The organism is Streptomyces sp. NBC_01439, assembly GCF_036227605.1.
Lineage (GTDB): Bacteria > Actinomycetota > Actinomycetes > Streptomycetales > Streptomycetaceae > Streptomyces.
The window spans coordinates 1,774,052-1,793,732 of sequence record NZ_CP109487.1 but is presented as its reverse complement, the minus strand read 5'-3'; the positions used below and the strand labels follow the sequence as shown (position 1 = coordinate 1,793,732).

The following is a 19,681-nucleotide window of genomic DNA, read 5'->3' as shown; positions in this document are numbered from 1 at the left end:
TGGGAACAGACACGCCCCTCGGGAAGCCCTCCGTCGGGCGATACCGCCCACGAGGAGAGCGGTGGCCGCAGGCCGTCGGGATCTTCGGAGGTCATGGTCGGCCTTCCTGACGTGCCGGTGCGGAGTCCGGGTCGACCGCCGTGGCCGGCCGTGCCAGGGCGCTCGGCCACCAGACGCGCGGGCCGATGTCGATGATGAGGGCCGGCACCAGCAGGGAACGCACGACGAGGGTGTCCAACAGGACGCCGAACGCGACGATGAAGGCGATCTGGACGAGGAAGGCCAGGGGGATCACCATCAGCGCGGCGAAGGTCGCGGCGAGGACCACGCCGGCGGACGTGATGACCCCGCCCGTGGTGATGAGCCCCCGCAGAACGCCCTCGCGGGTGCCCACGACGAAGGATTCCTCCCGTACGCGGGACATGAGGAAGATGTTGTAGTCGACGCCGAGCGCCACCAGGAACACGAAGCCGTAGAGCGGCACGGAAGCGTCCGTCCCGCTGAATCCGAGCAGGTGCTCGAAGACGAGGGCGGACACGCCCAGGGTCGCCAGGAAGTTGAGGGCCACCGTCGCCACGAGGAGGACGGGTACGAGCAGGGACCGCAACAGGGCGGCCAGGATCAGCAGGATGATGCCGAGGACGACCGGGACGATCACGGCGCGGTCGCGGGCCGCGGTCTGCTGGGTGTCGAACTGCTGGGCCGTGTAGCCCCCGACCAACGCGTCGGCACCCGGCACCGCGTGCACCCGCTCGCGCAGCTCCTGGACCGTCGCCTTCGCGGCGTCGCTGTCGGCCGCCGCCTCCAGCGTGGCGTCCAAGCGCACCCGGCCGTCCACGACGAGCGGAGCCCCCGAGCCCGGACGGCCGCCCGCGGTGACGGGGACGGTCGCCGCAACTCCTTCCGTGCCTTCGGCCGCCGCCCGTACCTCGGCGATCCGCCGGGCGTCGGCGATGATGACGGCCGGGTTGCCCGAACCGCCGGGGAAGTGCCGGGCAAGGGTCTGCTGGGCACTGACCGAGGGGGCGTCGTTGACGAAGATCTCCTCCAGTGGCACGCCCTTGGAAGACAGGGAGGCGGAGAACCCCGCCAGGACCACGAGCAGGAGGGCCGTGATCGTCCACACGCGCCGCGGAGACCGGTCGATCAGACCTGCGATGCGGCGCCACACGCCGTGGCCCTCGGCCTGAGCGTCGGACGGCTCGGGCGTGGCGGGCCAGTAGGCGGTCCGGCCCAGCAGGACCAGTACGGCCGGCAGGAAGGTCAGGGAACTCAACACCGCGCAGACGATGCCGATCGCACCGACCGGCCCGAGAGCCCGGTTGTTCGTCAGATCGCTCGCCAGCAGGGCCAGCAGCCCCAGCGCCACGGTCGCCGCGCTCGCGGTGACCGCGCCGGCCGACCGGCGCACGGCGGCCAGGACCGCCTCCAGCCGGTCGCCCCGTAGCACGAGCTCTTCCCGGAAACGCGCGGTCAGCAGGAGGGCGTAGTCGGTCGCGGCCCCGATCACCAGGATCGAGAGGATGCCCTGGACCTGACCGTCGACCCGGACGGCGCCCCGGTCGGCCAGCACGTACACCACCGCGCAGGCCAGGCCGAGTGCGAACACCGCACTGAGGATGATCACCAGGGGCAGCAGCACGCTGCGGTAGACCAGCAGCAGGATCAACAACACCGCTCCGAGCGCCACGCCCACCAGCAGCCCGTCGATGCCGGCGAACGCATCGGAGAGGTCCGCCTGGGTGGCTGCCGGACCTGCGATCTCGACCGAGGTGCCCGACACCGCCTGAGCGGCCTGCCGCACCTCGTCCAGGACCGTCGGCAGCTCCTCGCCCAGGCCGGGCGCGAGCGGTACGACGGCCTGGATCGCCAGGCCGTCATCGGAAACGACGGCCGGTGACGGCGGACCGGCGATGCCGGGCCGGCCGGTGAGACCGCTGACCGCGCGGGCGGCGGCCTCCTGCTGCCCGACGTCCACCCGGTCGCCGTCAGCCGTCCACACGATGATCGCGGGAACGGACGGCGACGTTTCGAACGCCTTGCGGGCTTCGAGCACCTGCGTCGACTCGGCGCTCCGCGGCAGGAACGCCGCCTGGTCGTTCGTGGCGACCTCGCCCAACTTGCCCGCGTACGGACCGAGCGTCCCGCCGATGCCGAGCCACAGGATCAGAAGCGCGAGGGGTACGACCCAGCGGGCCCAGCGCGGTGTGTTCTTCAATGCGAGCTCCTGGCCGTGACATTTAAGTCAGTTGTAAAGAATGTCAATCATCGAGAGATCATATCCTGAGATCATGCGCGACACAGACAGCCCCTCGCCTCTGCTTCCGGCCGACGACCCGATCGGGTTGCAGTCCTTCGCCGTTCTGTTGCGCCGGATGAACGCCGAGTTCAATCGCATCGCGCAGGAGTTCGCCCACGCCCAGGGCCTCCACCTCACCGACGTCCAGGCGCTCATCGCCGTACTGGACGCGGACGCCGACGACGGCGGCCCCATGACGCCCGGCCGGCTGCGCAAGCAGATGAACCTCACCTCGGGCGCCATGACGGCGTGCCTGGACCGACTGGAGAAGGCCGGCCACATCCGCCGCGTCCGGGCGGCCGACGACCGCCGGGTGGTCCACCTGCACTACGCCCAAGCGGCCCAGCAGGTCGCCCGCGACTACTTCCGCCCCCTCGCCCACGGCACCGACGCCGCCCGCGCCCGCTTCACCCACGACGAACTCCACGTGGTGGTGCGCTTCCTCGCCGAGATGAACCATCAGCTCACCCTCGTCCGATGACGGGCGCCGGCGCCGCCTGACCATCGGCTCCTGAGCGGGGGAGGGGGAAAACGACTGCGGAACCTGCCCGGGCCGAGGCCCCGGGCAGGTTCCGCAGGTCAACGCGTGGTGCTCCGGGTCGTCAGAACCGCCCGGGGGCGGACGGGAACGGCAGCGGCTTCGCGGGCGCCACCGATCCGCGCCGCTCGGCAGCGGCCGGCGGGTTCTGGCAGGTCACGTCCCGGGCGGGCAGCTCGCCCGTGGCCAGGTACGCGCTCACCGGGGCATTGGCGCAGGAGGTCGGGTCGAAGAGGTACACGCCGTGGCCCTCACCGCCGGCCGCCAGCACCATCCGCGAGCCCTTGAGGGCCTTGTGCAGGCCCTGGCCGCTCACCAGCGGGGTCTGGGAGTCCCACTCGTTCTGCACCGTCAGCACGTTCGCCTTCTTGTGCATCGGCGTGGCCGCCTCGACCGGCCGGTCCCAGAAGGCGCACGGCATGATGTTGGACGCGAAGTCCCCGTACAGCGGGTACCTGGCCTTGTCCTTCGCGGCGTCCCGCTCGTACTGCTCGGTGTAGCGCGGCCAGCTACCAGTGTCCCCGCACGCCACGGCCCAGAACACGGCGGTGCTGTTGTCCGAGGCGGGCTCGGCCGCCGCGCCGCCGGCCAGCAGCCGCTTGACCTCCGTCTCGGTCGTGCCCGCGGGCAGCGGCTTGCCCTCGGCCGCGGCCTTCAGGGCCACGACGAGCGGGGTGGCCTGCGCCGGGTAGAAGAACACCCCGCGCACGGAGCGGATCATGTCCCCGTCGACCTTCATGCCCTCGAACTCGAACGGCTCCTTGTCGGCGCGCGCCACCAGGTCCCAGAACGTGTCGGACACGGCCTTCGGGGTGTCGCCCAGCCCGTACTCCGCCGACCGCTGCGCCGCCCACTGCGTCCACCGGGCGAACGCGGGCTCGGCCTCGGTGGCCCAGACCTGGATCATGCCGCGCCAGATCCGTTGGGGGTCCACGCCGCTGTCGAGCACGAAACGGTCCGTGCGGTCCGGGAACATCTGCGAGTAGACCGCGCCGAGGTAGGTCCCGTACGAGTAGCCCAGGTAGGAGAGCTTGCGCTCGCCGAGGACCGCACGGATCGTGTCCATGTCCCGGGCCGTGTTGCGGGTGGTGATGTACGGAAGCACCGAACCGGCCTTCTCGCGGCACTTGTCGGCGACGGTGCGCGCCCAGGTCACGTCGGAGCCGAAGGTTTCCGGACGGTAGGCGCGGTTGAAGTTCTGCTCGGTGTCGGTCAGGCCGCAGGTGATCGGGCTGCTGGCACCCACCCCGCGCGGGTCGAAGCCGATGAGGTCGTAGCGCTCCCGCACCTCCTTCGGCATCGCCTCGCCGATCAGCAGCGGCAGGTCGAGGCCGGAACCGCCCGGTCCGCCGGGGTTCAGCAGCATGGCGCCGTGGCGCTTGGCCGGGTTCTCGCTCTTCACCCGGGATATGGCGAGGTCGATGGTGCGGCCGTCGGGACGCCGGTAGTCGAGCGGGACCTTGAGCGTCGCGCACTCGTACGAGGCCGGCTGCTCGGGGCTGCAGCGGTGCCAGGCGGGTTTCTGCCGAAGGTGGTCCGCGGCCGGGGCGGCGGAGGCCTGGGTCGCGGACAGCAGGGGCACGGTGGTCGCGATGAGTCCGGCGGCGGCGAGCAGCGGTGCGAAGCGTTTCAGGCGCACTGAGCCGATCCTTTCGGTGAAGTCGCTTACGCGTCCACCTTGTTGCACCTGGAGCTCGGCCGAATCATCCCGAAGGTTTGTGCCCCGTGCTCCTCACGAAGGAGCCGACAACAGGACATGTGGCCGACACGCCGAAGTCGGCCCCCGGTTGGTCGTGTACCGGGGGCCGACGCGTGCGCGGTTCGGGGGAGGCCTCAGTGGCCGCCCCCCTGGCCGCCGTCGTGTTCGCCCTCGTGCGTCGCGCCGGGCGTCGCACCGGGTGTCGCGCCGGCTGTCCCGCCGGGCGTAGCACCGGCTGTCCCGCCGTGTGCGCCACCGTGGGTGTCGCCGGTCTCCAGGGAGCCGCCGAGACGTCCCCGCAGTGTGGTCAGGGCTTCCTCCGTCGGCGCGGTGACGACCCATCGGTCGCCGACCAGGTAGAGGCCGCCGTACATCTGGGCCTCGGTCAGCCAGGAGCGAAGTCCCTGCTCGGCGGTGAACGTGGCCATGCGGTAGACGACCTGTCCGGCCTGGCACCCGCCTTGGCGCAGCTCCTCCACCTCCACGTTCACCTCGGCGGTACAGCCGATGGCCGTGGCGATCTGTTCGAGGGAGGTCCCGGGTGCCGCCGCCGCGGTCGCCGGGGCCTCGGCCGAGGTGTGCTGGGCCGCCGCCTTCGAGGAACAGCCCCCGCACAGCAGCGTGGTGACGCATACCGCCGCGACGGCCGTGAGCGACGAGCGGATCCGCCGGATCCGGCGGGTGCGGCGGTCGGTGGACGGCATGGTGACCTCTCTGGCTGATCGGGGAGGGGCCGTGGCGCCCGGGCGGGGAGGTACCCGGGCACCACGCGTTCCAGGGGCGGATCGGCGGGCCGCCGACAGGGGCTAGCCGACGACCTTCGCCTTCTTGCCCTTGTCGGTGATGGCGAACCAGAGGCCCTTGTTGTTGTGCCCGGTGGTGTCACCCGGTTCCTTGTCACCGGTGAAGGTGTAAACAGGCCAGCAGTCGATCGTCAATTGCTCGCTACCGTCGGGCCGCTTCACCTTTCCAATCAATTCAGGGGCGATTCCGTTTACCTTGTCCTTGTCGACCGGCTTGGCCGGCTTCCAGGTGTCCGTGCAGGCGTCCACGCAGCCGATCTTCATCGGCCAGGCGCTGTCCTTGTCGAACCGGTAGAGCGTCTTGCCCTCCCCGTCCTCGACGAGGGTTCCGAGCTGGGGGTTCTGTACGGCGGTGAGTTCGCCGCCCTTCGCCGCGGCGTCCGGCTTCTCTTCCTTCTTCTCTTCCTTCTCCGCACCGGCCCCCTCGCCCTTGCTGGCGCCGGCCGGCTTCCCGCCCGGGCCCAGGACGTGCCAGGTGCCGCCGACCCCCTCGCCGAAGGAGTCGCCCGGCTTAGCGTCCTTGGAGTACCGGTACACCGGCCATCCGGCGAGCGTGAGCTGCTTGGTGCCGTCGGCCCGGGCTACGGAGCCGAGGAGCGCCGCGTCGATTCCCGCGCTGACCGAGGCGTCATCGGCGGACACCGCGGGCCAGGCCGCCGCGCAGTCCCCCTCGCAGTTGGACTTGGGCGGCTTCGGCGTGTCCTTGTCGAACCGGTAGAGCGTGAAGCCCTCGCTGTCGGTGACCCCGGGGCCCAGGCCCGCGATCTCGTTCACCTTCAGCTGTCCGGCCGAGCCGGTCTTGCCGGCCGCACCCGCCGGGGCCGCGCCCGAACCGCCTCCGTAGGGGTCACCGTAGCCGGAGCCGGCTCCGACCTGTTTGCTGTCGCCCACCGGCTGTACCGCAGGTGCCTTTCCCCCGTAATTGTCGGAGCTTCCGCATGCGGCGGTTGTCATCATCAGTACCGCGACCGCTGACCCGGCGAATATCTCACGACGGTTTATCTTCACGATCTCTCCTTCAGGTTCGGTTCCGCGTTTCCTTGCCCCCGGTAATTGATACGGGGCCGGGAGCGGTGGAAGCGAATATCCCGGGGAATTTGTCAGATCGCGCCAACATTGAACCCGGGGCATTGGTTCAGTCCTGGATGCGCAGCGCGAGGGCCGGGCAGCGCCGCACCGCGCGCAGCGCCTTCTGGCGCTGCGCGCGGGGTACGGCCATGGACGCCTCCGCGGGGAAGCCGTCCAGGTCCAGGCGGACCACATCGGGCAGGACGTCCACGCACAGCCCGTGGCCCCTGCAGAGGGTCCAGTCGACCAGGAGCCGCTCCGGGCTCTCGTCGTCCTCGAACAGCGGAAGGGCGCCCAGCACCCGTCTGCCGCAGCCGCTGCCGAGCGCGTGGTCGCGGAACTCGTCCGGGAAGGTCCTGAGCGCCGAGGCGACGAAGTTCGAGGTGCCGTCCGGATGGCTGCACGCGCCGCGTTTGAGCACCGCCTTCATCCGGAGCTCCAGCATCTCCAGGGCGGGTTTGCCCCCGCCCCGGATGGCCTCGTCCAGTACGTCGGCGATGGCGGGCAGCCCGCGTACGCACGGGCCGCACTGGCCGGCCGACTCCTTGGCCAACCAACGGGTCACGCGTGCCACTTCGCCGGCCGGGCAGGTGTCCATGGGCAGCGGCATCACCGCCCCCGCCCCCAGCCGCGCGCCGAGCCGGTCGAGGGACTCGCGTGATATCTCGGCCGCTCGCGCGTTTGCCGGAGTGAGCCATTTGCCGTGGAACCCGCCGACCAGGACGCCCTGGCCCGGATCGGTGCCGCACAGTTCCAGGATGTAGGAGAGCGCGGCTCCGCTCGGCGTCTCGACGACCGTGTTGCCCGCGACCGTCAGCATGATGGTGCCCGGCTCGCTGGGCAGGCCGGTCGCACGGAAGTCCAGCGCGCCGAGCCGGGCGGCGACGGCCAGCTGGGCGAAGGTCTCGGTGTTGGAGAACAGGGTGGGCACGCCGTTCAGGCCCCGGTCGCTGGTGCGCACCTTCTGGCCGGACGGCAGCGTCGGCCCGCCGTTGAGGCCGTTCACGTGCGCCGTGCTCTCGCCGGTCACGAAGCGCTCGGGGAGCAGCGTGACCTGCACCCGGCGTCCTGCCGGGCCGCGTTCCGCGACGGCCTCCCGCAGCGACTGCTCCACGTCCCTCCGGGTGACGCCCACCACGACGTCCTCGGAGTTCAGCGCGGCGGCGGCCAGCAGGGCCCCGTCGAGCACCAGATGGGGGGTGTGCAGCAGCAGCGCGGTGTCTTTGAGGCAACTCGGCTCGCCCTCACTACCGTTGACGACGACGGCGGTCTGTCCGTCCCCGGCGCGGGCCGACCGCATCACGGAGCGCAGCTTCTTGGCGAAGGGGAAGCCCGCGCCGCCGCGACCGCGGAGGTCGATGTTCTCGGCGAGGTCGACGAGTTCTTCCGGCCGGTATCGGGGCATTTGGCCGTGTGTCGTCAGATGGGCCACGCGGTCGAGCCGCGCGGCCTGGTCGAGCCCGGCCAGCAGCCGGGGAGCGCCCACGCAGCCGAGGCTGGGGCGCGGCTCGCCGCTCACAGCCACTGGTCCCGGCTGATGAGCGTCTCGGCATCCGCAGCTGCCCGGGCCCGGCTCGGAGCGTAGACGGCGGTGCGCGGGGGTTCGTTGCTCAGGGGCGGTCGGTCATTGAGGGCCGGTCGCTCGGGCCGGGGCGGCTGGGCCTGGTTCGCGGTCACGGCTGCCGCTGCAGGACGCGAGCCGCGCCTCTGTCGGGGCACGCCGCCCCGGACGGGCGCCTCCGCCACGGGCTGGGGGGTGGGCGGCACGAAGACGGCCGCTTCGCGCATCCGGCTCCTGACCCGGAACACGAGCACACCCACGATCCCGAGCAGGGCCAGCGCGTACGCGGACGTGACCCAGGGGGCGGCCGCGCGGCCCGACTTCAGGCCGTGCACCAGTGAGGCGCCCCAGGCCGGATAGGCGCCGAAGTGCAGGACCCGCCACCACGCCGAGCCGCTCCTGGTGTTGAACACGCTGCGCACCGCGCCGGAGATGGCCACCGCAATGAAGAGGTATCCGGCCAGACTGCCGAGCCCGACCAGTACGGGCCGGGTGGCGTCCGTGAACGGCACGGCCGCGGAAGTCGCGGTCGTCCGCTGTCCCGCGACCTTGATCCAGATGTGCAGGGCGAGGAAGAGGAGCCCTGACACGGCGAGGCCGCGGTGCGCGCCCTGGGCGAGCAGCCGGTGCCCCGAACCGAGGACGGCCCGGTCGGTCGCGGCCAGCCCCCAGAGGACGGTGGCGGTGAGCGAGACGAGCGAGAGCACGCCCGCCCCGAAATCGAGGAAGGCGAATAGCTGGCTGAAGGCGCCCGCGCGGGCGGCCACGATGACGGCCGTGATGACCGCGCCGACGGCGCAGAGCACGCCGGGACTCAGCCTGCCTTCCTTGGGGAGGAGGGAGGGTCGCCTGACGGCCCTCCGTCCGGCGGCCGCAGCCGCAGCCGAAGCATGTCGGCGATTGCGGCGGGCCCTGTGTGAGCTGGGCATTTGAGGCTGGGGCAGGGGCATCCAGGTCTCCTGTGCGCCTGGGCATCCGAGCACTCCACCTGGCGCTCGGTACCCGGGGGTCGTTGTCGTCGTACCCGGCAGCGCTGTGAAACTCCGCGCCGGCCGAGGGAACTTGGGGCCGGAGTGCAGCAGCATCGTGGAGCTGCACAGCAGCTCCACAGGTTTTATCGAAACGTGATAATTTCTCGCACCGCGTCTCCGGTGCATCGAACAACCCCGGAAGATTCCCCTCCAGCGGGGGTTGCGACAGGCCACCGCGCCGCCCGCCACCTACGCGTCCTCGACGGCAAAAAGACGGCAAAGTCGCAGGACCGTAAGTGGTCGGACCTCTCTAGGAGGGAGTACGAGGGCCGCAACTCTCGCGTCAGACATAGATGTTGACGTGGGGAGCAACCTCGGCGGGCTTGTCGCTCTTCCCTGGACAAGCCTCACCCCGGCACGAACGAGGAAAACGATGTGTGAACTTCTGAACCGCATCTGGTCCCGCCCGCGTGGCGAGTGGACGCGCGTCTTGCGCAGGGAACTCCCTTCGCTGGCCGCCGAGATAGTGGAGGAGCTTCTGCATGGAATTCCGGAATTTTCCGCACTTATCGATGACAACGATGCCATCGATGACGAGTTGTTCCGGCAGAGGGTGGAAGAGGCTCTCCTCACCGTCCTCGGCTACCAGGATCAGCACCGGGAACAAGCACCGGACGAGCACGATGTACATGCTGAGAGCGAGGACGAGATCGAGAATCAGATCGAGGTCGAGAGCCGGTTCGGCAGCAAGGTCGAGGTCGGGACCGCAGCCAGGGCCGCGGTCAGGGCCGAGTGCGAGGTCACGCACGAGGGCCGTCGCGAAGGCCTCCGCGAGGTCCGCAACGAGGCCCGCAACGAGGGCCGTCGCGAAGCCCGTCGCGAAGGCCTCCGCGAAGTCCGCAACGAAGGGCTGCGCGAGGCCCGGCACACGAGCCGGCACGAGTCGCGGCACGACAGCGTCCGCGAGATGGACCGGGCGCGGCATGACCTGTTCAGGACCCTCACTGATGACAGGGACGCATCCGACATGTCCCTCAGCGAGCTCGCGGAGGCGGCCGGCTGGCCCCTCCCGCTCGCCGTACGGGCCATCGTGCCCGCCACGCCCGGCGAGACCCAGCAGCTCGCGGCGGTACTGGACCACGCTCTCGTCGGCATGTTCGCGGGCCGTCCGTGCCTGCTCGTCCCCAGTGCCGACCCGGACAACCGCGCCCCGCTGGAGAACCTGCTGCGCGGCCGGTTCGCGGCCGTGGGCCACGCCGTCCCGCTCCGTGACACGGCCTCCTCACTGCGCTGGGCACTGCGCCTGGCCGCGCTGACCCCCGCCCGCCCCGGCCTGGAGGTCCGGCCCGTCTTCGTCGACGACCACCTCTCGACCCTGCTGCTCCTTCAGGACGAGCCCCTGGCCCACGCGCTGGCAGCCCGTTGGCTGCGCCCGCTCGCCGACCTGACCCCCCGCCAGAGCGAGCGGCTGGAGGTGACGCTGCTCGCCTGGCTGGAGGGCGGCGGGGCCCCCGAGGCCGCCAAGGCCCTGAGTGTCCACCCGCAGACCGTGCGGTACCGCATGCGTCAGCTGGAGAAGCTCTTCGGCACCGGCCTGCGGGACCCCCGTACCCGGTTCGAGCTGGAGATGGCCCTGCGTAGCCGCCGGCTGATGGCCCAGGTCCGGCGTCAGCACTCGCGGGTCGGCCGCAGGGCGGCCCGCGTGATCCAAGCAGACTTCACCCCCATGGTCGTCGGACGGATGGCCCGCGTAAACGGCCTCTGATCCCGAAGTAGATCCCGACACAGCCCGGCCCGGCCCCGTAATACGGGGCCGGGCCGGGCTGTGTCGTGCGTACGTCCTGGGGCGGGCCCGCCGGGTGGGGCTGTGGGGCTGTGGTGCTGTGTGCCGTGTGTCCTGCGGTGCACCACCGGTCCGGGCCGTGGCCTGCGGTGCGGTGCGGGCCGTGGCCTGCAGTGCGGCGTGGTGCTGTGTCGTGCGGCGTCGTGCGGTGCGGCGTGGTGCGCTGCCGGCCCGGGCCGCGGGCCCGGGCCGTGTGGTCGTGCGGTACGCCGCCCGGGCGGGCCCCGCGCCCGCTTCCTGCGGTGTGCGCCACCGGGCCGGCCGGTCCACCTGGCCGCCCCTACAACGCAGTACGCCGCCGCCGGGACTCGGCGGCGGCGACGTACACATACGAGCGGTGTTGGTCCGAAGTCGGCTTCGGACCAACACCTGTCCCGGACCGGACACCGGGGTTGGGGGAGTGGAGGGGCGTCCGGCCCGGGAGCGGAAGGGGAGCCGCTGCGGGGGTCAGCGGCAGTTCTGCCCGTTGTTGATGCAGTTCACGGCCTTGTTCATCAGGCCGTTCGACATCACGTTGATGAAGTCGCCGTGGTCGGTCACCGGCTTGTGGAGCTGCTCGGGGAAGCTGTCCACGGCGAACCGGGCACCCGGGGCCACCCCGTAGGTGAGGCGCATCACCAGCTGCGGCATGGCCTTGAAGCCGTTCGGGCACTTGCCGTTCTTGTCCGCGAAGGCCACGTGCGTGCGGTGGTTGGCGCTGTCGACGTTCTTGCCGTCGAAGCAGCTCTGGAAGTTGAAGGTGCGCACCACGTCACTGCCCTTCGGGCAGACCGGGTACTTGTCCTTCAGCTGGCGGTTCTCGAATCCCGTGCAGCTCCAGGAGGCGTTGGCGTTGGCGTTGCCGTTGGTGAAGGCCTTGGCGTCACCGGTGATGACGCGCATGAAGCGGGGCATCGCCGTGACCTTGCCCACCGGACTGCCCTTGAAGGTGAGCGACACCTGCTTCGGCTGGAGGATGGTGCCGACGTTGCCGTCCTGGCCGCCGCCGGGCGCCTTGGCGTCCTTCTCCACCTTGCCGTCGCGCAAGCGCAGCACGGGCCAGTAGTACGTGGACTGGTCCCCGTTGCTGCAGGTGGTGCCGGACGCGGCGAGGCTGTTGTTCGTGGAGAAGGCGTCGGTGGTCTTGTTGCCCACGTAGTCGTGCATGTGGTGGGCGCCGTTGGAGACGCCGGGGGCGACGATGACGTTGTCGGGGTTGAAGTGCTTGTCCTCGTTGCGGCCGCACTGCGAGGTGAAGGAGCCCTTCGAGGCGTTTCCGGCCTGCGCGGGGTTCTTCACGTTCGGCTTGATCTTGGTGATGTTGACGAAGTCGTTCTTCGCCGGACCGCCCTTCTGCGCGGCGGCCTGGGCGGCCGCGCCCTGCTCGCCCTTGCTCGCGGCCGCTGCCGCGCCGTCGTCCGCGGCGGCCGCCTGCTTCATCGTGCACGCGGCCAAGGCCTGGATGTCGTTCGGACGTTGGCCGCCGCGGCCGATCGCGTCGGCCACGCCCGCGATGGTCTTGTCCCGCTTCTGCTTCAGGTCACCGAGGAGGGCGGCGTCGCCCTTGGCCTTTCCGGCGGCGAGCTGCTTGTAGGCGTCGGCGACCTGGTCGTCCAGCTTGGCGAGGTTCGCGTCGACCTCGGGCTTGGCCTGTTCGGGGACCGCGGTGAGCTTCTCTCCCACGTCGGGGCAGTCGATGGTGGACGTCATCCCCCCCGCCTTGTCCTGGCCGGCGGACGCGTTCCCGGCGACGACGGCGACGCCGCCACCGCCGAGTACGAGCGCGGATATCACGCCAAGGACCTTGTTCGACAAGCGTGAGCGTTTGTGGCCCTTTTTACTCATGCGATCACTTCACTTCGTCGGTTGGACATTGTTGGAAAGCGCGTCGAAGTCGACGAGTCCGGTCTCTTCGAGGACCGTGATGTGGTCCAGAACCGTGGTGTTGGCGGATGAGGCGAGGGCCCGGACCATCGAGTTCTTGGTCTGTCCCCGGATCTGGGCCACCAGGGCGAACACCTTTCCGTGGGCTGCGCGCAGCAGTTGAGCGAACAGTCGTTCGTATTCCTCGCCGCGCGCCCGGTTCATCTGGCCCAGCCAGTCCTGCTGCTGTGCGGAGGGCTGGTTGGGCAGATCGACGCCGAGGGCCTGGCCGACCTGGATGACCTGCCGGTCCAGTTCGGTGTGGCCGTCGATGAGGTGCTGCCCGGCCGTCTTGATCGCGGGCCGGGACCCGCGCTGCTGGGCCTGCCGGCCCGCGGGCAACTCCCAGAGCCCGGCGAGCCGGACCTTGCGGATGAAGTCACGGTCCGCGGCGGTCAATGGCCCGAAGGCCGTGCTCAACGTTCCGCCGCCGTCGTCGTCGGCGCCGGTCGGACCCGCCGGGCCCGCCACGGCGGCCGCGGGTCGGCTGCCGAAACTGTCCACAGGTATGAGAAGTGCGATCAGGGTGAGCGCAAGGGCGGTGATGACCAGGCCGCTTCCGATCGTGTATCGCGTGGCCAACGACAAGCTGCTGATGGATCTCCGCCGCAATGACGGCACTGTGCCTCCTCGCTCCAAGGGCCGGGAGGGGGTGGCGGGGCAGGAGGGGCCGCACATGCAGTGCGGAGCGCACCCGCATTCCCGGGGTGTCACGGGACGCTAGTGCCGGGCGCGGCGTCGAGGCCGGAGGACATCACCATCGGATAAACATCCTGGCGACTCTGCGGAAGGCTGGTATCTTGCGGCGCGCCCGGACGTTCGCCCGGGTGGCGCCGCCGTGCCCCGTCATGCCCGGGTGCCGTACGGCCGTGCCCGCGTGCGCGCCGGCCCGGGTACGGAACCCGGATCAGGCGTCAGGGGTGTCCACGAGGTGGTCAAAAGCCAGACCGCTCGCGGCTTCCCGATGTCTCGAGCCCCGCACCCCGAGTCCCGCATGTGAGCTCCGCACCCCGGGCCGTGGCGCGGGGTGCTTCGGACGACCACCGGGCCGTCCCGGCCCCGGGCGCGGTTGTAGGCCCCCGTCAGCCGGGAGCCGCCGGGCTGGGGGCCCCTTCCCTCTTCACGCAGGTGGCCCGCCGCCGGTTCCGCCGCCGGGTCCAGCCCCGCTCGCCGCCGGCGCGGGAGCGTGACGAAGGGGATCCACTGCTCGGGCACGGAGCTCATCGCCTCGTACGCGACCGCGCTGCGACCCACCGGCCGCCGTACGGGGCCGTCCGCTCCAACTGCCGTACGGAGGTGCCCTGTTCGTCGTGCAGGGGTGGCGCGGCCTCCAGTACCGGACCGTCGGCGGTCTTCGACGCGCCCGGCGGCATTGGCAGGGCGGGCCGTGCGTCGGTCCGCTCCCCACCACCCCGGCCGGCAGGTCGCACGACAGCGGCGTCCCGGAGGACCGGACCGGCGCAGGGAACGGGGTCCGCTGCAGCGGCTCGGGCGCGGGCGCCGTCCCGCCCGGCGGCTCCCCGCGGAAGCTCGGTACCGGGACGGTCCTCCCGTCCGAGGGAGTGTCCCCACGGAGTCGACGCGGGAGGGCTGCGGGCGCACGACGCCCGCAGCCCTCCCGTCGGCCCGTTCGAAGGATCAGGCGAGGGCCGCGGCCGTCGCCAGCATCCGCTCCGGGGCCCGGTCGGGCCGCGGAGCCGGCGGTGGCCCCTGCGGCTCGGGAGCCGGCTCGGCCGCGTGGGTGTCCGTCAGGAGTGCGATCAGGGAGGTACGGGCACGGGCGACGCGGGAGCGGACCGTACCGATCGGGCAGCCGACGGCCGTCGCCGCCTCGGCGTAGGACAGGCCCAGCAACTGGGTCAGCACCAGGGCCTCCCGGCGCTCGGCCGGGATCACGGCGAGCAGTTCCGCCAGGGCGATCCCGTCCTCGAATCCCGGTACGTCGTACGGCTGGGTCTGCTCGGCGGCCGCCTGCCAGTCGCAGCGGTCCGAGAGTCTGGGACGGGCGGCCGCGTGGCGCAGGCTGTCCACGACCGTGCGGCGGGCTATGGACAGCAACCACGTGCGCGCGGAGGAACGGCCCTCGAACCGGTGCAGGCTCGCCAGCGCACGGAGGAAGACGTCCTGGGTGAGGTCGTCGGCCGCCTGGGTGTCGGCGCTGAGGTAGGCCACGTAGCGCCAGACGTCGCGGTGGAGCGCGCGCACGAACCGGTCGGTCTTCACGGGATCCCCGTCGCGGGCGTCCAGCGCCAGCCGGGTCACCGCCGCGTCGGAGTCGGGGGTGCGCCTGGCCGGCCGGTCGCCGGTGGTACAGGAGGGGGTCGTCAGGGCAGCAGTCATTGCCACAAGGTCCTTACGGGCAAGGGGAGTCCGGCGCCGCAAACGGCGGGCCGGTGAGGAGTCCGGCCGGCAGAAGGCACGGCCGAGGCCCGAGGCGCGGGGTACGGGTGCGAGAGCGGTCGCGGGCGCGGCTCGGGGAACCAGCTGTCAGAGGACAGCGGTTCCCGCCGGCGGACCCCGTGAGGTGATGGCGTGGACGAGGAAGAGCCGGCGCGGCGCGCGGTGGTGGCGCCGGCGGCGGATCTGGACGGGCGGCCGGTACGCGGGCACGGCCGTACGGAGCAGCAGGCGCAGCGGCGTCCAGAAGCGTCCCGCGACGGCGCGCACCACGCGGAAGACGGCCCTCTCGCCATGGGCGAGCCACAGCCCGCACACCACGGCGGCCAGCAGGTGGGCGGCCAGCATGCCGAACGGAGACATGGCGGCCGCCTCGTGCACACCACCCGGCAGCGACCCGCCGGTCGCACCGGTCACGGCGTCCGCCGTCCCGGGCAGGGCGTGGTGCAGGTGGGCCGGGGCGTGCGGCATCCCGGCGCCGGTCGGCTGCGACATCCGCACCATCGGCGACATCGCCGCCATCTGCCCTGATCCGGTCGGCGCGGCCGGTCCGACGAGGGACTGGGCCAGGGAGAAACCGGTGTGGAGCACCGCCTGGACGGCGACGGCCGCCGTCGTCACGGCGAGCAGCCCGCGTTCACGTCCCGCGAGGGCCCAAGCCGTCGCCGCCGTGCCCGGGAAGGCGACGGACAGGGCCCACCAAGGCACTGCCGCACCCGACATGAGCAGGTGTCCGGTCGCCGCGAGCAGCACACAGAGGGCTGCGAACATCGCAGCCCTCAGGGCGCGGAAACAGCGGACCGGGTTCATCGAGGGATCATCCTTGCACCGGCCTCCCGAGCCGCACATCAGGGTGCGCACTTCCGGACAAGTTCCGCGTCCCGGCCCGTCATGGCCGGGCCGCCCGCCTCGTGTGGTGCAGGGCACAGCAGGGGCGGGGAACCTGCCCGCCGCTCCATCCGACTGCCTACCCGCTCGGTCGAAGAGTTCAACGTCTGGGAAAGGGAGACTTCGTGACGGCGGAGGGGACGGCGACCGCATCGCCGGCGGAGAAGGACGGTGCGGCGGGGCGGCAGTTGACCGCGCTGCTCACCTGTGCGATGGCGTTCTCGATGCTCCAGCTCTTCCTCCTCGGGGCGCTGGGCCCGCGCCTGGTGAGCGAACTCGGCGTATCCCCGGCCGTGTTGGGACTGACGACCACGATCGGCTTCGGGACCGCCGCCGTCCTGTCCCCGGCGGGCGGCCGGATCGTGGACCGGATCGGTCCGCGCCGCTCACTGGTGGTCCTGCTGCTGCTTTCCGCGACGGCCCTCGCCCTGATCGGCGCCGCGCCCGGCGCCGGTCTGCTCCTCGGCGCCGTCGCGCTGGGCGGCGTACCCCAGGCGCTGGCCAACCCGGCCACCAACAAGGCCGTACTGCGCGCCGTCGTGCCCGAACGGCGGGGCGCGGTGACCGGGCTCAAGCAGTCCGGGGTCCAGCTCGGCGCCTTCGCGGCGGGACTGCCGCTCGCCCTGCTCGCGGGCGGCATCGGCTGGCGGGGCGCGGTCTGGACCGGCGCCGGCGCCGCCCTGCTCGCCGGGCTGTGGGCCCTGCGCGTCCTGCCCGCCGACCCCGCCGCGCCGCCCGCAGGGCCCCGTACGGCTCTCGTACCGCGGGGGATGGTGGCCTGGCTGGCGGTCTTCTCGCTGTTCCTCGGCGCCGGAATCGCCTCGGTCAACACCTACCTCGCGCTCTTCGGCGCACAGCGGCTGCACATGGGCCCGACGGCGGCCGCCGCCCTGGTCGCCGTGCTGGGCGTGGCGGGGATCGCGGGCCGGATCGGATGGTCGAAGGCGGCCCGGCCCGGGCGGGCCGAATGGCTCCCCGGATGGCTGGCCTGCGGGGCCCTGGGCGCGGCGGTCCTCCTGGTGGCCGCCCTGGTGGTGGGCCCGCTGGTGTGGGTCGGGGCGATCGCCGTCGGAGTCTTCGCCGTCTCCGGCAACGCCGTCTCGATGGTGCTGGTCGTGCAGCGGGCCGCCCCCGGCCGCGCCGGACAGGACTCGGCGCTGGTCGCGGCCGGGTTCTTCGGCGGATTCGCGGCGGGCCCGCCCCTGTTCGGCCTGCTCGCGCAGAGCGGACGGTACGGGCCGGGCTGGCTGCTGGTCGCGGCGGAGTTCGCGGCGGCGGCGGCCGTCGCGTTCCTGTGGGCCGTACGGGACCGGCGGGAGGGCACGGCATGAGCGCGGACGGCACCTGGCCGGGCCCGGCCCTCGAGGCCGTCATGGCACGGGTTGCGGTGACCGCCGAGGCGGTGGGCCCCCGCTTCCCGCTGTACGCCGAGCCGGCCGACGGGCGGTGGACGACCACCGGTCGCGGCTCGTGGACCGGAGGGTTCTGGGCCGGGCTGCTCTGGCTGCGGGCACGGTACACCGGGGACGCGGCCGACCGGCGCGCCGCCGCCGCGTGCACGGCCCGGCTCGAACCGTGGGTCGGGGCCGACACCGCCACCCGCGGCCTGATCCTCTGGTACGGGACCGCTCCGGCCGGCGACGACGCCGGGGCCGCCGAGCTGCGCGACCGCGGCGCCCGGGCGGTGCTGTCGGCATACGACCGCGAACTCGGGCTCGTGCCCTGGGGGGACGCGCTCGGCGGACCCCGCATGCTCGCGCGCGTGGACGGGGTGCCGGGGACCGTACCCCTGCTGGCCGGCGCCGGACCGCAGGGCGCCGCCGCGGCGGCGGCCCACCTCCACCGCCACCTCGACCTCTGCCTCGGCGCGGGCCGGGGCGGGGACCCCTCACTACGTCCCGCCCTGCGCTTCGACGCCGACGCGGGCTGGCAGCCCTGCACGGACCCGCCGCCGGGCTGGAGCCGGGGTCGGGCCTGGCTGCTCCTGGCCGTCGCCGACGCCCTGCTCCGCCCGGACCCGACGGTGCCCGGCCCGGCGGCCCGGCTCGCCGAAGCGGCCGAACTCCTGGCGGCGGACGGCGGATCCCCGGCCGGAGGGCTGGTCCCGGCGGCCGACGCCGCCCGGCCGGACGGGCCGCTCGACACCTCGGCCGCCGCGATCACCGCGGTCGCCCTGCTGAAGCTCGCCCGGGTGCCCGGCCCCCGCGCGGCCGCGTACGCGCACCGGGCCGAGGCGATCCTCCACCACCTCGCGGAGCACCACCTCACCGGCCCGGACTCCGGGCGCCCGCCCGGGATGCTGCTCGACGGCTGCTACGACGCCGGGAAGGAGCTGGCCGTCCGACACGAGCTGATCTGGGGCGACTTCTTCCTGGCGCTCGGCCTCGCAGCCCTGTACGGGCTCGTCGACATCACCCGCATCTAGGCCGTCCCTTTCGGATCGTGCCGGGCCCGCACGATCCGAAAGGGACGACTCAGGCCGTCTCCCTGCCGCCGTCAGCTGCGTAACCGCGCAGGACCCGGCGGGCCACGGAGGTGATGTGCAGCTCGTCCGGCCCGTCGAGGATGCGGGCGGCCCTGCCCGTGCGCAGGAGCCCGGGCAGGGGGGTGTCCGGACCGAGCCCGGCGGCGCCGTGGACCTGGATGGCGGAGTCCGCGACCTGCTGGAGCATGCGCGCGGCGGCGACCTTGGCGAGCCCCACCTCCGTACGCGCGTCCCGTCCGGCGTCGATCAGCGCCACCGCCTCGTGCACCAGGGGGCGGGTGGTGCGCAGGGCGAGCAGGGCGTCGAAGACGTGACCCTGGATCAGCTGCTGGTCGGCGAGGGGCCCGCGGGAACCACTGCGGGTGGCGGCCCGCTCGCACATGAGGTCGAAGGCGCGCCGGGCCTGGCCGAGCCAGCGCAGGCAGCGCAGCGTCCGACCGAGCTGCAGCCGCTCGCCGGCGATGGCGAGCGCGTCCCCGGGCTTCCCCAGGAGGTGGTCGGCCGGTACCCGGACCCGGTCGAGCTCGATCTCGTACTGGCCGCCGGCACCGAGCACGGGGAGTTCGCGCACGACGCGGAAACCGGCCGACGCGGTGGGCACGAGCAGCAACGACAGCCCCTCGCGGTCACCAGCGCCCCCGCCGGTGCGGGCCATGACCGTCACCAGGTCGGCGCCCGCGGCGCCGGAGGTGAACCACTTGCGTCCGGTGACGAGCCAACTCCCGTCCGCACCGCGCTCGGCCCGGGTGCCGGTCCCGAAGGGATCGGTGCCGGGGACGTCCGGCTCGGTCATGGCGTAACAGGTCCGCATCTCCCCGGCGACCAGCGGCTTCAGGTACGCGTCGCGGACCGCGGTCCCCCCGTGCCGCGCCAGCATGGTGACGTCGAGCAGCGGGGCGGAGCCCAGCGCGGCCGGACCGTGGTCACTGGCCCCCTCCGCCTCGGCCAGTGCGGCGTACGCCCGGAACCCCAGCCCGCCACCGCCCAGTTCCACCGGGAGCGGCAGCGCCCACAGGCCCTCCTCCTTCGCCCGGCCGTGCAGTTCGGCCAGCGCGTCGGCCGCAGCCGGCCCGCCAGCGTCCAACACCGCCTCCCGCGGGATCACCCGGGTACGGACGAACCGGTCGATCCGCCCCCTCAACTCATCCGTCCCCGCAGCCTGTTGCGCACCCGAGGTGTGGTCCGTGCCTGGATCCGTCACTTCTTTCCTCCTCATTCCCGGGAACT

General features: G+C 72.5%; 16 protein-coding genes. 4 read left to right on the top strand and 12 right to left on the bottom strand.

From position 1 onward, the window contains the following. Positions 1 to 91: 91 nt before the first annotated feature. Positions 92 to 2,218 carry an MMPL family transporter gene (locus OG207_RS07895; protein WP_329097167.1) on the bottom strand — a complete coding sequence of 709 codons (2,127 nt, stop codon included), beginning with the start codon at positions 2,216 to 2,218 and terminating at the stop codon, positions 92 to 94. Positions 2,219 to 2,291: 73 nt separating this feature from the next. Here OG207_RS07895 and OG207_RS07890 point away from each other — a divergent pair, with 73 nt between their 5' ends. Continuing rightward, the gene (locus OG207_RS07890) at positions 2,292 to 2,780 is read left to right on the top strand and encodes a MarR family winged helix-turn-helix transcriptional regulator (protein ID WP_329097165.1); all 489 of its coding nucleotides are present in this window, start codon (positions 2,292 to 2,294) and stop codon (positions 2,778 to 2,780) included. Positions 2,781 to 2,901: 121 nt separating this feature from the next. On the opposite strand, the gene OG207_RS07885 is transcribed toward OG207_RS07890, so the two are convergent. The 6 genes from OG207_RS07885 to OG207_RS07860 all read right to left on the bottom strand — a co-directional run bounded on the left by OG207_RS07885 (position 2,902) and on the right by OG207_RS07860 (position 9,891). Beyond that, the gene (locus OG207_RS07885) at positions 2,902 to 4,476 is read right to left on the bottom strand and encodes an alpha/beta hydrolase (protein WP_329097162.1); all 1,575 of its coding nucleotides are present in this window, start codon (positions 4,474 to 4,476) and stop codon (positions 2,902 to 2,904) included. 194 nt (positions 4,477 to 4,670) lie between these two features. Beyond that, positions 4,671 to 5,240: a hypothetical protein gene (locus OG207_RS07880; protein ID WP_329097160.1), complete on the bottom strand. Its 570-nt coding sequence runs from the start codon at positions 5,238 to 5,240 to the stop codon at positions 4,671 to 4,673. Positions 5,241 to 5,342: 102 nt separating this feature from the next. Beyond that, positions 5,343 to 6,347 carry an SCO0930 family lipoprotein gene (locus OG207_RS07875; protein WP_329097158.1) on the bottom strand — a complete coding sequence of 335 codons (1,005 nt, stop codon included), beginning with the start codon at positions 6,345 to 6,347 and terminating at the stop codon, positions 5,343 to 5,345. 127 nt (positions 6,348 to 6,474) lie between these two features. Next, complete coding sequence (locus tag OG207_RS07870) at positions 6,475 to 7,893, bottom strand: NADH-ubiquinone oxidoreductase-F iron-sulfur binding region domain-containing protein (protein WP_329097156.1); 1,419 nt, start codon at positions 7,891 to 7,893, stop codon at positions 6,475 to 6,477. Between the two features lie 29 nt (positions 7,894 to 7,922). Next, complete coding sequence (locus OG207_RS07865) at positions 7,923 to 8,774, bottom strand: hypothetical protein (protein ID WP_329097154.1); 852 nt, start codon at positions 8,772 to 8,774, stop codon at positions 7,923 to 7,925. Between the two features lie 508 nt (positions 8,775 to 9,282). Beyond that, positions 9,283 to 9,891: a hypothetical protein gene (locus tag OG207_RS07860; protein ID WP_329097152.1), complete on the bottom strand. Its 609-nt coding sequence runs from the start codon at positions 9,889 to 9,891 to the stop codon at positions 9,283 to 9,285. 75 nt (positions 9,892 to 9,966) lie between these two features. Between OG207_RS07860 and OG207_RS07855 the strand changes: the two genes are divergently transcribed. Beyond that, positions 9,967 to 10,704 (top strand): PucR family transcriptional regulator, encoded by a 738-nt coding sequence (locus OG207_RS07855; RefSeq protein ID WP_329097150.1) that lies wholly within the window; start codon positions 9,967 to 9,969, stop codon positions 10,702 to 10,704. 525 nt (positions 10,705 to 11,229) lie between these two features. Here the strand turns inward: OG207_RS07855 and OG207_RS07850 are convergent. The 4 genes from OG207_RS07850 to OG207_RS07835 form a co-directional block, all read right to left on the bottom strand. Beyond that, entirely contained in the window at positions 11,230 to 12,606 is a 1,377-nt protein-coding gene (locus OG207_RS07850) for a DUF1996 domain-containing protein (RefSeq protein ID WP_329097148.1), read from the bottom strand. 9 nt (positions 12,607 to 12,615) lie between these two features. Beyond that, complete coding sequence (locus tag OG207_RS07845) at positions 12,616 to 13,266, bottom strand: DUF4142 domain-containing protein (protein ID WP_329097146.1); 651 nt, start codon at positions 13,264 to 13,266, stop codon at positions 12,616 to 12,618. Between the two features lie 1,056 nt (positions 13,267 to 14,322). Continuing rightward, on the bottom strand, positions 14,323 to 15,024 hold the full coding sequence (locus OG207_RS07840) for a sigma-70 family RNA polymerase sigma factor (protein WP_329097144.1): 702 nt from the start codon (positions 15,022 to 15,024) through the stop codon (positions 14,323 to 14,325). A 147-nt stretch (positions 15,025 to 15,171) separates the two neighbouring features. Beyond that, positions 15,172 to 15,891, bottom strand: a complete 720-nt coding sequence (locus OG207_RS07835; protein WP_329097143.1) for a hypothetical protein — start codon at positions 15,889 to 15,891, stop codon at positions 15,172 to 15,174. Positions 15,892 to 16,094: 203 nt separating this feature from the next. Between OG207_RS07835 and OG207_RS07830 the strand changes: the two genes are divergently transcribed. Together OG207_RS07830 and OG207_RS07825 are read left to right on the top strand one after the other, a co-directional pair. After that, positions 16,095 to 17,300, top strand: coding sequence for an MFS transporter (locus tag OG207_RS07830; RefSeq protein WP_329097141.1), 1,206 nt, complete (start codon positions 16,095 to 16,097; stop codon positions 17,298 to 17,300). Next, entirely contained in the window at positions 17,297 to 18,394 is a 1,098-nt protein-coding gene (locus OG207_RS07825; protein ID WP_329097139.1) for a sugar ABC transporter permease, read from the top strand. Before OG207_RS07830 ends, OG207_RS07825 begins: the two co-directional genes overlap by 4 nt. Positions 18,395 to 18,443: 49 nt before the next feature. Here OG207_RS07825 and OG207_RS07820 read toward each other — a convergent pair whose 3' ends face one another. Next, positions 18,444 to 19,655, bottom strand: coding sequence for an acyl-CoA dehydrogenase family protein (locus OG207_RS07820; RefSeq protein ID WP_402695499.1), 1,212 nt, complete (start codon positions 19,653 to 19,655; stop codon positions 18,444 to 18,446). Between the last annotated feature and the right edge of the window lie 26 nt (positions 19,656 to 19,681).

Excerpts from the sequence above, each read along its gene's own strand:
- OG207_RS07890 (WP_329097165.1), top strand. The coding sequence starts at position 2,292 with ATGCGCGACACAGACAGCCCCTCGCCTCTGCTTCCGGCCGACGACCCG.
- OG207_RS07880 (WP_329097160.1), bottom strand. The coding sequence starts at position 5,240 with ATGCCGTCCACCGACCGCCGCACCCGCCGGATCCGGCGGATCCGCTCG.
- OG207_RS07855 (WP_329097150.1), top strand. The coding sequence starts at position 9,967 with ATGTCCCTCAGCGAGCTCGCGGAGGCGGCCGGCTGGCCCCTCCCGCTC.
- OG207_RS07850 (WP_329097148.1), bottom strand. The coding sequence starts at position 12,606 with ATGAGTAAAAAGGGCCACAAACGCTCACGCTTGTCGAACAAGGTCCTT.
- OG207_RS07840 (WP_329097144.1), bottom strand. The coding sequence starts at position 15,024 with ATGACTGCTGCCCTGACGACCCCCTCCTGTACCACCGGCGACCGGCCG.
- OG207_RS07835 (WP_329097143.1), bottom strand. The coding sequence starts at position 15,891 with ATGAACCCGGTCCGCTGTTTCCGCGCCCTGAGGGCTGCGATGTTCGCA.
- OG207_RS07825 (WP_329097139.1), top strand. The coding sequence starts at position 17,297 with ATGAGCGCGGACGGCACCTGGCCGGGCCCGGCCCTCGAGGCCGTCATG.